The organism is Bradyrhizobium sp. WSM4874 (assembly GCF_055811835.1).
The window spans coordinates 16,499-30,013 of the sequence record NZ_JBVVPR010000024.1 but is presented as its reverse complement, the minus strand read 5'-3'; the positions used below and the strand labels follow the sequence as shown (position 1 = coordinate 30,013).

6 protein-coding genes are annotated in these 13,515 nt (G+C 58.8%); 4 read left to right on the top strand and 2 right to left on the bottom strand.

The annotated features are described in order from the left end of the window. The first annotated feature begins 438 nt into the window (after positions 1-438). The gene (locus tag AC0L3P_RS23590; RefSeq protein ID WP_275170232.1) at positions 439-1,713 is read left to right on the top strand and encodes a patatin-like phospholipase family protein; all 1,275 of its coding nucleotides are present in this window, start codon (positions 439-441) and stop codon (positions 1,711-1,713) included. Between the two features lie 117 nt (positions 1,714-1,830). On the opposite strand, the gene AC0L3P_RS23585 is transcribed toward AC0L3P_RS23590, so the two are convergent. After that, positions 1,831-5,181: an AAA family ATPase gene (locus AC0L3P_RS23585; RefSeq protein ID WP_473305491.1), complete on the bottom strand. Its 3,351-nt coding sequence runs from the start codon at positions 5,179-5,181 to the stop codon at positions 1,831-1,833. A 647-nt stretch (positions 5,182-5,828) separates the two neighbouring features. Here AC0L3P_RS23585 and AC0L3P_RS23580 point away from each other — a divergent pair. The 3 genes from AC0L3P_RS23580 (at position 5,829) to AC0L3P_RS23570 (ending at position 10,834) form a co-directional block, all read left to right on the top strand. After that, positions 5,829-5,966, top strand: coding sequence for a hypothetical protein (locus AC0L3P_RS23580; protein WP_275170230.1), 138 nt, complete (start codon positions 5,829-5,831; stop codon positions 5,964-5,966). A 115-nt stretch (positions 5,967-6,081) separates the two neighbouring features. Further along, positions 6,082-6,219 carry a PAS domain-containing protein gene (locus AC0L3P_RS23575; protein ID WP_342761041.1) on the top strand — a complete coding sequence of 46 codons (138 nt, stop codon included), beginning with the start codon at positions 6,082-6,084 and terminating at the stop codon, positions 6,217-6,219. Positions 6,220-7,468: 1,249 nt separating this feature from the next. Further along, the gene (locus AC0L3P_RS23570) at positions 7,469-10,834 is read left to right on the top strand and encodes an AAA family ATPase (protein ID WP_473305487.1); all 3,366 of its coding nucleotides are present in this window, start codon (positions 7,469-7,471) and stop codon (positions 10,832-10,834) included. A 1,284-nt stretch (positions 10,835-12,118) separates the two neighbouring features. Here AC0L3P_RS23570 and AC0L3P_RS23565 read toward each other — a convergent pair. Continuing rightward, positions 12,119-12,304 (bottom strand): hypothetical protein, encoded by a 186-nt coding sequence (locus AC0L3P_RS23565; RefSeq protein WP_275170228.1) that lies wholly within the window; start codon positions 12,302-12,304, stop codon positions 12,119-12,121. Positions 12,305-13,515 lie beyond the last annotated feature (1,211 nt).

Genomic DNA, 13,515 nt, shown 5'->3' with positions numbered 1-13,515 from the left:
CATAAGGTGGCGCGATCAGCGCTTATGCGTTTTTTGCGGAAAGAACATTGATTAATGACTAAGCCAGATTGCGTAATAGTTCGGGCCTATGGACGACAGTTGGATCAGCTCCGCTCAGAGGCGGCCCGGATATCAAAAGGAAGGAAGATCGACTGGTGGGTAGAACGTGCGGACTCCGGCACCCGATTCTGTTTCGAGGACACCGACACAACGAAAGCGTTCGCTTCTATCTGCGAGAGCTTAGCGATCCCCTGCCGCGACGTCTAACTCGCGTCGCTCGGGGCCTCGGATCAACCACCACGGCTCCCGGGCATCGTTCTGCCAAAGTCCGGCCAACGGAGAGTCCGAACGCTTTTCAATAGGCATGAAAACTACTAGTCTTCCGCGGCAGTGAAATTCGATCGGAGCATAACCACACAAGACTCAACGGAGGATGCCATGGCGAAGAGAGCAATAACGCTCGGCGGTGGTGGACCGGCGGCAGGGCTGCACATTGGGGTTCTGGAAGCTCTCGCCGCACACAACATAACGTTCGATGTCTGGGCACTGTCCTGCATCGGCGCATGGGTCGGGATCGTCTACAACCAATGGGACGATCATGAAGACAAAGTCGAAAAGACTCACCAATTCTTCAGGAATGGCGTCTTTCGGGACGACGAAAGCTATAAGCGTTTTCCCATAAACACAGTCTTCGGTCCGGATTGGCGCAGCAACATAAAGGCGCTGAACAACTTCGTCAGCGATTCCGACAACTATAAGGACTTCCTATGGGATCCATACCGGATGATGGACATCTTCCAGGACTCGATGGAGATTTTGTTCAATCAGCTGCCTGACAGAGACAGAAAAAAGAAGTTCACCAGATTGGATGAAGGGGATTTCAATAGATGGATTCTCAATCAAGCGATGGCAACCAATCCCTTCATCCGTTATTTGACGTCCTTAATGTACCTTTCCAACGTCAACGGCCTGTCAAGGATCAACTATCCGGATAGCGAGTTCATGAAGGGGATAGATTTCGAACAGCTGAAAAAGCCTGGAAAACCAGCAATCTTCCATAACGCCTGGAACCTTGATCAGCAGAAGCTCGCATTATTTTCCAATCGTCCCATGAAAAGGGCGAGCGGAAAGTTTATGTTTGAGGGCCCTATCGACGCAAGCACCTTGTGTGCGTGTTCAGCTCTTCCGTTCGTCGAAGGTACCGTAGAGATTGGCGGAGTGACCTACTGCGAAGGGGCGCTTGTCGATACCGTCAACTTCGAAAGTTTGCTGGAGGAGCACCCGGAGCTGGAAGAGATATGGGTGAGCCGGATTGTCGATTCAAAGCAAATCCGCAAGCCGGAGAATCTTCATGACGCGCTGGCAAATCTTTGCCAATTGTTCGCCTCGACGGTTGGCGAGGATGACGTCAAGCTTTTCAAATACCACATCCGGTGTGACAAAAAATCGAAACAGGAGGAGGCAAGGGACAAGAAACTCAAGATCATAGAGATTCACGTTCCGGGTCACATCAATTTCAAATGGAATCACAGCAATCTCGATAATGGACGCAAGCTGGGAAAGGCCGCTGCAGAGCAGGCGCTCGAGGCATTCGGAAAGCATGAGGCGCGCCCTGCGCACAACGGGCCGCATTTCATCAACGAGAAGCCAGAGGGGCCAGCTTGGCAAAGCGTGTGTGAATATCACAAGGAGCTGAAGCGAGCCGCTGCATAAAGGCTCGAGCATGATATGGACAGGCGGAAGTCTTCCGAGCGGAACTCCTCAACCTCGAAATAATGATTTGAGGCCAATCATTCGGGCCAGACGCAACGACCCGGCGTTTTGCGATAGTCACCGCAGCTTGTCGAGCAGCGCCTTCGCCCGCTTCATATCTCTCGTGTCGAAGCCCTCGGTAAAGGATTCATAGATCGGGGCAAGTAAATCGAGCGCCTGCTCGCGTTGTTGCTGATCGATGCACAGCGCGGCAAGGTCTGTCGCGGCCCGAAGCTCAAGGGCCTTGGCGCGTTGCCCCCTTGCCATGGCCAATGCATGTTCGAGCAGTGACTGTGCCACAGCCTCGACATCTGGTCCGCCGCGGCCTATTAGCACCCGTGCTTTGAGTCGGTACAATTCGGCTTCCAAAATTCGTTCGCTGTTGCGGGTACTTATAGCGAGGCCCGACTCGATCAGCTCCAGCGCGGGCTCGTAGTCTCGATCAATCAACAGGCGCTGACACAAAAGTACCAAGAGCGCGGTAATGGCCAACTGATAACCGGCGTGACGATACTCGTCCAACGCAGCACGGATTTCTCCGAGCGCGTTGGGTGAGGGATCGAGCGATGCCATGCATATGCCGCGAACGGCGCGGGCCAAACGCCACTGCCGGAATCCATGCTCCTCTGATAAGGCGATACAGCGCTCGGCATAACTCTGCGCTATCAGGAATTCACCGCGGAGAGCTTGGAGAATGCAGGCATAATAAAAAGCGTATGCCTGCGAATGCGGATGGCCAATGGCATCCGCGCGCTGAATTGCAGCGTCCATTCGTATAATGGCCGTATCGTCGCGGCCAAGTAGCCACAGTGGCCACGACATCAGCGCAAGGTCGGCCACGCCGGCATCCTGGCCGGCCACACGCGCTGCCAGTCTATCCTCCTCGCTGCTCGCCTCGAAGGCTTCGAAAGCCCGTTCGATCGCTTCCTGGGCTCCGGTGATCTGTCCCATGAACAGGCGGATCATCGCCTGCCCGCGCATCGCATTGAGCAAGGCTGGCCGGTCGCCGCGCGTTTGGGAGAGATGAAGTAAAGCGGCGATCGTCTCCTGGGCCAGCGGCAGTTCACCGCGAATGACGCTCGCAGTGGTTAGCCAGAACATGACCTGAAGTTGCTCGGGAGGATCTCGCAGGCGCTCGCATAGCTCTCGCGCGCGGGTAAAGGTAGCCATCGCCTTGTTGGAGGCCGGCCCTTGGGTAGCGATCAGGCAGGGCCCTAAAGCGAACTGGAGGTCAAGTTCAAGCCTGTCGTTTCGTGCGTCATCGGGCCGATGGCTCGTGGCCTCGATCCCTCGTTGCAAGTGCGCAATGGCCTCAAGATTGGCGGAGCGCGTGGCTGCCTTCTTGCCGGCTTGCAGCCAGTATGCCTCCGCTTTTTCGAACAGTCCGGCCTCAGTGAGATGGTGCGCGAGCGTTTCGGGCTGAGCATCCACAATTTCCGGGAACCGTTGCTCGAAGGCCTGCGCGATCGTGGCATGCAGCGCTGCGCGTCGGCTCTTCAGGAGCCCTGAATAGGCAGCGTCCCGCACAAGTGCATGCTTGAAGGTATACACCGCCTGCGGTAACTCGCCGCGGCGGAAGATCAACTCCGATCGGACCAACTGGGCAAGAGCCTCCTCCAGTCTCTCTCTTGGCAACCCGGCTACCGTGCTCAGCAGTTCGTACGAAAACTCGCGACCCACCACGGCGCCGACCTGAGCTACCTCCCTTACCGGGGCCAATCGATCGAGTCTGGCCATTAGCGATGCCTGTAACGTGGTCGGAATCGCCATCGCTGGCAGAGGGCGGCTTAGGGTGTAATGATCGTCATGCTCTTGCAAGAACCCGGTTTCGAGCACGGTCTTGGTCAGCTCCTCTACGAACAGAGGCACGCCATCAGTGCGGGCGAGTATCTGATCCAAAACCTCCTTCGGGAGCGCCTTGCCGGCGGTGACCCGCTCGATCAACGCCGCTCCGTTGCGACGGTTAAGTCGCGTCAAAGAGAGCGTCGTAACATGCGCATGACCAGGCCAAGGCGGCGTGAATTCCGGTCTCGCGGTGATGAGCAGCAGCACCCGAAGCCGCGGTACTTGTTCCAAGGTCATCGTCAGGAGCTCGAGAGAAGTCGGATCCGCCCAATGGACATCCTCAACAATGACGAACACTGGTTGCAGTGCTGCCAGGCTTTTCAGCTGAGCCAATAGCGCCCCTAATGTCATTTCTTTGCGCTTTTGCGGGCTCAGCTCCTGCAGTTGGTAACGCTCACCGAGTGGCAAGGACAAGAGATTGGCCAGAGGCACTACGCGATCTGCGTCAGCTCCGGATCGACCGAGCAGGACCTCAAGCTTGGCGAATTTAGCCGTCGGCGAATCACTCCGCTCGAACCGGGCGGCTCGTTCGAGTTGCCGGATAAACGGGTACAGCGCACTATTAGTATGATGCGCCGAGCAGAATTGGCGCACCGTGATGTGCTCCTCTCCTTGCAGCCGCTCGTCGAGCGCCAAGGCGATATGCGATTTACCGATGCCCGCCTCTCCGGTAAGCATTACTGCGCAACCCTCGCCGCTCATGGCGCGCTGCCAGCGACGCAACAGCAACTCGATCTCCTCCTCGCGTCCAATTGGCTGCGTCAACTGAGTTTTGTGCTGGGCCTCGAAGCGGCTGTCGATGCCGGTAGTGCCCAGCACCTGCCATGCTTGTGTTGGCTCCGCCCAACCTTTCAGGATGACCGGGCCAAGATTCCGGAATTCAAAATGTCCTTCGGTTAGCCGGTGAGTACTCTCGCAGATCAGGACGGCGCCTGAATCGGCGAGCGTCTGCAAGCGCGCAGCTAAATTTGGTGTTTCACCAATAACCGCCTGCTCTTTCGCCGCACCTTCTCCCGTCAAATCGCCTACGACCACCATCCCGGTAGCAATCCCGACGCGGATCCGAAGTTGGGTGGATGGGAATGTCTGGAGGTTGGCCACGGCATCGACCAGCGCCAGCCCGGCGCGCGCCGCTTGCTCGGCATCATCCTCGTGCGCATGTGGATAACCGAAATAGGCGAGCACTCCGTCGCCCATGTATCGCGCGATGATACCCTCATTCCGAGCGATCACCTCCGCAATGCAGCTGTGGTAGGCGCCAATAACCCCTCGCAAATCTTCCGGATCAAGACGGGCCGAGAGCGCCGACGAGCCGACCAGATCGCAAAACATAACCGTGAGTTGACGCCGCTCGGCTCCGTCCCGCGCCGCCTTGCCGCCCGCTTGAGGCGTGCGCGAAATGTCGCCCTTGAGCTCCGTGATAGCACGCAACATCTTGCGGCGATGGCCGAGCAGGACACCGAGGTCCTTCAGGTCCTGCTCGGTGAGATCCCCAACAACTGATAGGTCAATGGCGTTCTCGCCAAAGCGCTGAGCGTACTCTCCCAATCCGATCGATGATAGCCATTCTGCAATACCGGACATGGCACACCTATTGGCTGTTTCTATCAGCATAGCACGTCAAGAACGTAAGCGTAGGCACAACTGAGAGAAGGCATGAAGCCCGGATCTTCTCGCAACGCAAAACCGGCGCTCCTCCTGGCTAAGGGTCGATGCGGTCAAGCACGGTCTCTGAAGGTCCATCGTGGCGTTCGCGTTGATGCCGATCACCTTCCGCTCTTCCCCGTCTGAGGCGCAAAAAGCGCAAGCCGTAGCGCCGGAGATGCGGGCCTTTGAAGGCACTGGCCATCGAAATCGACGGCGGCCGGGATCAATGGCAAGCGTCGTCATTCCCCGAAATGCGATGCTTGCCAAGAACCAGGCACTGCTTGCGGCGACCCATCTGTTCGCCGTGAGGAACGATTGCATCAGCCCCGCTTTAGCCGTCCGCACCTACAAGAGTTTGATCGGCGATTGCGATACCCGGCCGCCGATCGAAGGACCGGTCAGTGCGTATCCTTCTCGTTGTGCCTACGGTTTCCGAACACGTTTTCGAGCCAGTCTCACCTTGAAGAGCTCAAGGACGACAGGGCATGAGATGGCAATTTTGTCGAGCTGCAGCTTGCGCATTTGTACTGTGGAAGGTCTCTACAAGAGGCACGGCCCCCTCGCGCCGCACCGGCTTGCGGTCCTTGTCCGCCGTCCTCGCCTTTGCGGTTTTCCTGCTTGACGTCATGACGCCGCTCGAGGGCGCCGTGCCGGTTCTCTATCTCCTGGCGATCCTGCTCGCAGCGAAGACCAACTGGCGCGACAATACATCGTCGCCGTAGCCGGCTGCATCGCCCTGACGATCACCGCCTATCTGCTGTCGCACGATCTGCGGACCATCGCCTCACCGCCCTTCGTGTGCTGGTGAGCCTCGCGGCAATCGGGATCACGACCTAGCTGGCGCTACAAAATCACGCGGTAACGAAGCGCCTCGCGGCACAGGCCCGCCTGCTCAACCTCTCGCATGACATCATCTTTGTCAGGGATCGCAGCGGCGTGATCACCTTCTGGAACAAGACGGCCGAGCAGGTCTAAGGGTGGTCGGCCGACGAGGTGATCGGGCAGCTCGCCGACGCGCTTCTGCATACCAGATCTCCCGACCGGCGCGGGGTCATCGAAGCGAGCCTGGTGGGCACCGGTCGATGGTAAGGCCGCGTGCAGCAACGAACGAAGACAGCGGGGCGCTCACCGTCGACGGCTGGAGACACGCAGATATGGGGTGGTACTGCAGCGGCCTGGGGCTTCCATAGCGAGCAGTCTCGTAAACTGTCGGAGCTGATGGCAGCAAGGCACTCGATTCAGAACAGACCTAAGTTGATGTAACGCGGCCTATCACCGCAACACTGAAGATGCCGCCTCTTGGCACGCTTTTTCCCGGGGGAGTTACCCTGAAAGTTGTTCCGCATCTCCAACAACACCAAAGTTTTGCAGGCGCAGTCGCGATAAGTATTTGAAAAACTCGCCCGCATGTCGCGCGAATTGCCCCAACGATCCACAGGCGGTCTGCATCTCTACTAGTTCGCCTTGCAAAGAGGTGGTGTGGATTTTCCCAGATCAGCGGATACTCCCTCCTCCATATCTCCTTGACGGCTTGGTGCTTTTGGTCGCCCTGAGGGATAGCTACGGTTTCAATCTACGATTTCTTTACAAGTCCCGAATGAAAGCGCTTTAGTTGATTATCATCAAATTCAGATCGAGGACCCAGAGTCGTAATAACGTTGCTCGAGACATTCGCACTCACCGCGCGGCTGGGATGAAGGGGAGCTCAAGCTCACGTCCCCTATTGGTCCCTCATGAGCCAGATCCAGGCGGTCGATCGTCGGCTTTGCGTCCAAAGCTGCCCTGCCAAATTCGCATTTTGTCCCAAGGCGCTTGGTTGTTGGCCTGCGCGAGGACTTCATCGACTTGGCGCGTGCTAATTGTAGGGTGCCACAGATTGCTGGCAGTTGCTGATCGCCCACAAGTTCACGTTTGGGTCGAGTCGGATTGCAGCGGGCCTGCTTAGATTGAAAATGGGCTTGAGTTGCCGAGTGTTAGCTAGTTCATAATTCTCGTCTAGCCTGCCAGCGTAAGCTTTTGAGACAACCGCTCGGGAGACAATAATGACACCCGATTGGCTCATTTTCCCTACGACTATCGCCTGTGTCTGCTTCTTGATCATTGTGAGTTTGATCGTCCTTGGCGCGTGGTAGCCAACTCACAAGGAGCATCTTCATATACATCTGAATATCTGCCCCTAGACCGACGTGAGCTCAAATAGTTCGGCAATTCGATCGGGTGCGGCATGGATTGTCCAAGTTGCGGCAGAGTCAATCCAGAGAGAAGGAGGGTATGCGACGATTGCGGCGTACCATTGCACTGCCGTTGCCCTGCTTGCGGCGCCGGCAATCCGTCGAGCAAGAGGTTCTGCGGCGACTGCGGTGCCGCGCTGCGGGCGATGGTAGGGCCGCGAGTAGCAGCTGCGGCCGGCGATTCGACGCTCGCCGCGGCATGGGTCACGGAGCACTCGAGCTCGTCATCCGCCCCAAGTTCTTCCGAGCGTCGCCAGCTCACGGTGATGTTCTGCGACCTCGTCGGCTCGACGGCGCTTGCCACAAAGGTCGATCCTGAGGATCTACGAGACATAATCGCCGAGTACCGCGATAGCGTGGCGGCGGTCGTCCGCGAGTACGGTGGCACTATAAGCCGCTACATCGGCGACGGCATGCTCATCTTGTTCGGCCATCCGTCAGCGCATGAGGACGATGCCGAACGCGCGGTGCGCGCTGCGCTTGAGATCGCCGCCACCAGGCAGGCGCCAGGAGCACCGCCCGAGCTCGAGCTGCGGGTTCGCCTTGGGCTCGCGACAGGTCTCGTCATCGTAGGTGACCTCATCGGCAGCGAAGCTGCGGAGACACAGGCGGTGCTCGGCGAGACGCCGAACCTTGCCGCTCGACTGCAAGCGCTCGCCGAACCGGATGGGGTGGTAATCGCTGAGGACACGCGGCGGCTCATCGGCGGGCTCTTTGACTACGAGGATCTCGGCGCGATGGCTCTGAAAGGCTTCGCCGCGCCGGTGCAAGCGTGGCGGGTGCTGCATGAGGGAACGGCGGAAAGCCGCTTCGAGGCGCTGCACCCTTCAGTCCTCATCCCGCTGGTTGGGCGTGAGGAAGAACTCGCGCGGCTGGAGCAATGCTGGCTCCGTGCGCGGGCGGGTACCGGTCAAGTAATGCTGCTCGTCGGCGAGGCGGGGATCGGCAAGTCGCGCTTGGTCGCGGCTCTCCAGGAACGTATCGAACGCGAGCCGCACACCTTCTTGCGCTACTTCTGCTCGCCACATCATCAGGAAAGTGCGCTCCATCCCTTCATCGCCCAACTGCAGCGAGCGGCTGGTTTCGATCGTGAGGACACCCCGCGGGCGAAGCTCGACAAGCTCCGATTGCTGCTATCCCCGGCATTGTCGTCCGACGAGGACGTGGCGATCCTGGCCGAGTTGCTGTCGATTCCGGACGGTGATCTCTACCTTCCGGTTACCGTTACGCCGCAACAGAAGAAGGAGAGAAGCTTCGCCGCTCTGGTTCGCCAGCTTGAAACTCTCGCGCAAAGACGTCCAATCATGGTCGTGTTCGAGGACATGCAATGGATCGATCCGACGTCACGCGAGCTGCTAGACCGGACGGTCGATCGCATAGCAAACCTACCGGTCTTGGTCCTGGTCACCTGCCGCCCCGAGGTCAAGTTGGGATGGACCGGGAAGCCGCACGTCAGCGTGCTCGTGCTGAACCGGCTTGACCAGAACTCGGGAGCCGCGCTGATCCGGAGCGTGGCTGGCGCCCGGACGCTGCCGACCGAGATCGTCAATCAAATCGCTGAACGAACGGATGGCGTGCCGCTGTTCGTTGAGGAGTTGACCAAAGCGGTGCTCGAAACGAGCCCGGAGGGGAGCACGCGAGCCATTTCATTCGCGCCGCCGCCCGGACTAGCTGTGCCGGACACGCTGCATGCTTCGTTGATGGCGCGGCTCGACCGGATCGGTCCGATAGCTAAGGAGGTTGCGCAAGTCGGCGCGGCCATCGGCCGCGAGTTCTCCTACGATCTGCTTGCCGCGATCGTACAGCGGTGGGACAGCGAGCTGCGGGCGGCGCTCGACCGGCTGATCAACGCGGGGCTCATGTTTGGGCGTGGCGAACCGCCCGACGCCAATTTCTTGTTCAAACACGCACTGGTGCAGGATGCGGCCTACGGCACCCTTTTGCGCAGCCAACGCCGCGAACTTCACGCGCGGATCGCTGGCGCGCTCGAGGAGAGACTCGCTACGGGCAGCCAAGAGCAACCGGAGATTCTCGCGCACCACTGCGGGCATGCGGGCCTGATCCAAAAGGCGGTTTCCTACTGGCGGGAGGCCGGTGAGCGTTCTAAGTCTCGATCGGCAATGACAGAAGCAATCGCGCAGATGCGAAAGGCGCTCGATCTGCTATCTCATCTGCCGGATACGCCCGGGCGCCAGGGCACTGAAACCGAACTTCAACTCGCGCTCGGCGGCGCGCTGATCGCCGCGAAGGGCCATGCGGCCGAAGAGACCGGCAAGGCTTACGCACGGGCGCGCCGCCTCTGCGAGTTACTGAACGACAGGCCGAACTTGCTCAAGGCACTCTGGGGCGAGTTCGTGCATTTTCACGTGCGCGGTGAAACGGACCGATCGCATCGCATCGCCGAGGACCTGCTCGACTTGGCCGGACGACAGAACGATGCGGCCATTCTTGTCGCCGGTCATCGGGCAGTCGGCGATAGCTGGCTTCATCGCGGACAATTGGCCTTAGCGCGCGCCCATCTTGAGCGGGGGCTCGCCCTCTACGATCCGGCGCAGCAGCGCTCTCTGACGGCTCTGTTCGCAGAAAACGCCCGCGTGGCGATGCTTTCGTTCCTCTCGCTGACGTGTGGTCTTCTTGGCTTCGCCGATCAGGCGCGCGTGCAGAGCAGTGACGCCCTATCAGAGGCGCGCGAGTCGTCGCACCCGATCAGCCTCGCATTCGCGCTGAGCGTCGCCTGCCGATTGCATTTCGTCCTCGATGAAGCGGGCATGGTTGGACGACAGGCAGAGGAGCTAGTTGCTCTTACCACCGAGCAGCGCTTTGCCTTCTTTCTCGCGATGGGAACGGCATATCGCGGCTGGACCTTGGCGGAGGCTGGCGACGCCGAGGCGGGTGTGGACTTACTGCGCCGCGGTATCGAGGGGTTCCAGGCGTCCGGCGCAGCATGGATCCTTCCGTTCTATCTCGCCCAGCTCGCGATGGCAGAGGCAAAAGCAGCGCGATTCGAAACCGGGCTTGGCCAACTATCCGACGCCTTGGCACTAAGCGAGAAATCGGGGGTTCGATGGTTCGAGGCCGAGCTGCATCGGCGACGAGGCGAGTTGATGCTGACGGCTCGGCCGGGCGTCGAGGCCGAAGCGGAGGCCGAGTTTCGCTACGCCATCGCGATTGCGCGCCAACAGGAGGCGAAACTCTGGGAACTTCGCTCCGCCCTCAGCCTGGCCCGGCTTTGGCGCGATCAAGACAAGCGCGCTGAAGCCCGCCGTCTTCTTGCGCCGGTCTACGGTTGGTTCAGTGAGGGCTTCGACCTGCGCGACTTGAAGGAAGGCAAGGCGTTGCTGGAAGAACTGGGCGAGTAGAGATTTGAACTTGCTGTAAGCGCAACCCACTAGAGCTCCTTCTCGGGTTTGGCAACTTCGCTGTGCCGCCGAGTCGAGAGAGCAAACGCCGAACATCTAACGGCGATACTGCTGTTCACACGAGGAGCCGCGATGCGTCGCCTTAGCAGAGACCCCGAATGAGCAGCATTGCTCCCGCAGCGCAATAGAACTGACGGCGTCGGCGCGGCCGAGTCCATTACCTTTGTCCACGCGCGGATCAGGTAGAGTGCTCTCGGTGAGGATTGCCGGACAGCATTGAAACGACCTTTACGCGACGGTTGGCTGCAATTCTGGCAGCAGATCTCGCCGGATATAGTGAATTTATGGCCGCGCCGAGGAAGGCACTCTGCAAACTATAGGCGGCTATCGGTGCACAATCTCCGACCTTATCTCTGAACACGCAGCACGGATATTTGGTGGTGCTGGTGATAGCGTCATTGCGGGATACAGTAGCCCCCTGCAAGCAGCGCGGGCGCAGTGGCGATTCAACGTGCGCTCAATCGCCATAACGCTGATCTTCCAAATGAGAAAAGGGTGGACTTTCGTATCGGAGTTCGCAGTCCATCTCGGCATGAGTGCGAGCGAAGCTTCGCTCTGGCGGTAACGTCACGGGTATCGAGCCGCACATTCCGGGGCTACCGACCATGCAAAATCGAACTTGTCCGCGAGATCGTCCCTAGCCCCCAGCGCATCGATGCAACATGTCAACATCAGGGCGTAAAATGATCTTAGAAGATCGACAAGGAGCGGCGGACCAAGCAGAACGTCTCGCGGCGGAGCTCACGCTGGTGCGACCAGAACTGATGTCCCACAATTCCGCAATTCGGGTTCGAGATCACAGTAACGCTGAAATCTATCGCACTGCGCTCGATGCTCTTGCAATCCGGAAACGCCACCCAGGTCCCGGCACACCATTGTACTCACGATAGCACAACGTTCGTGCTGCCGATTGGACATTCATCCGGCTGCATCACCAACTGCACCCAAGCTCACCGAGGCGGGTTCAATTCGCCTGCAAGCCAACCGACCGCATCTGTCTTCATTGGATCCACAGCGAACGACGCCGTCTCGGTACGTTCGCAGGTCGAGCATTCGAACGTCCGCTTCTCGAATCCGTACTTGCCGGGAGAGATGCGCGCCAATGCCATCCGGTGTCTGCATACGGGACACATCGGCCGTTCGTTGATACACGCAGTCATCCACTGGCCCCCAAAGAATACTCATTTATCCCAATCCGATTTTCGAAACAACAAATGGCAAGCGCTAGGCAGCAGCTAAGTCATGCTGACCAGGGGTGAAACAGCCTTCAATGTCGGTTGGGAGAGGAGCCGCAGCCAAATGCTCCCAGTATTCTGCCTCGGCGAGCAGTTTCCAGCTTCTGTCAGGATGAAGCGCGGCACTCTGCCGACAGAGCGCGGCCATCGCGCGCAAGCGCTGTGCGGTTTCCATTCCAGCCTCCCATGTTTTCCCCACCTTATTTTTTGTTTTTACGTTGGAGTCATTATGATTATGCGTCAAAACTAATTTTTTGTTTTTCCCGACCCCGGCCGCGACTCGATACGCGCTTGCTGCGGTTGGCTTTCGTTTCGAGCGCCAACGCTGTTCATTTGGCGCAATGTTCCGGCTAGGCATTCGCCCTGGTTGAAACCTTTGTGCTCTGACGCCTTTTGCTGCACATGCGGTGCTCGCGAACGATACAGGGAAGGAATCTCGGCGCGGAGAGAAGGACCTCTTCAGCCCTGGCCTGATCACGCAATTACGCCTTGGAACGCGCGCTTGCTCCACCATCCGCGGTCGCCCGCAGAGGAAACGCCCCGCCCCGAGGCGAAAGAGCGTCCGCCATCGCAATTCTCAGCTGCCTTAAAGATCATTATGGCCGGACTTTTGACTTAAGCGAAAATGGCGCTGCGAGTCAGATTTCATCATCGTCGCCATCGTCGTCCGGATCGGCTTCGTCCGAATCGACGGCCATAGGTTCGATGTAGTCACCGCAGGCATCCCGCAGCGTGCGACCCGATGTCGGATCCGGTCAGGAAAAACCACCATCCCCCGGTCTTCTTTCCATGGATGGAAAAGGTCGATGTGAGCGACATGACGCTCGCACGTGCTGCACGATATCCGTGCGGCTACACAACGCAGTTTCAGCGTCGATAAGTTATAGGTGCGCTGTCAAACGATGATGTGCTCGTAATGATATCGTTGACTTGTCGTTTTGGAAAGCCGCCGCACCGCTTAGCCTCGTGGTGGCCGGCACCACCCGTAAATTTCCCAAGTGCCGGCAACCAGGCGCAATGGTTAAGTTGCGGCAGGTTTGAGCGCCGCATCATGAAAACACAAAAGCCAAAGCAATGGGCTGATCGCGAGGTCCAGCACTTGTCCAAGCTTGCCCGGGCAGGCGCTGGCGTATCGAAGATCGCAGCCGAGCTGGGTCGTCACGCAGGATCGGTGAGGCGAATGGCGCGAAGGATAGGGATACTGTTGAAGAAGTAGCGCTCGCATCCCCGCCCGAATGAACGCAGCACGGCTCACCTACAACTCAAAACCGCGACTAATCTCCCGCACAAGCCTGCGCGCAGGTCAGTATTTCGACGATAGAAGAGCGCCTGATCGAGCTGCGAAAGAATGGTCAGCCCAAATAGCGCGATAGCAATACCTCTAAA

What these genes read in the sequence shown, in the direction of transcription:
- AC0L3P_RS23590 (WP_275170232.1), top strand. Translation starts at nt 439, where the DNA reads ATGGCGAAGAGAGCAATAACGCTCGGCGGTGGTGGACCGGCGGCAGGG.
- AC0L3P_RS23585 (WP_473305491.1), bottom strand. Translation starts at nt 5,181, where the DNA reads ATGTCCGGTATTGCAGAATGGCTATCATCGATCGGATTGGGAGAGTAC.
- AC0L3P_RS23570 (WP_473305487.1), top strand. Translation starts at nt 7,469, where the DNA reads ATGGATTGTCCAAGTTGCGGCAGAGTCAATCCAGAGAGAAGGAGGGTA.
- AC0L3P_RS23565 (WP_275170228.1), bottom strand. Translation starts at nt 12,304, where the DNA reads ATGGAAACCGCACAGCGCTTGCGCGCGATGGCCGCGCTCTGTCGGCAG.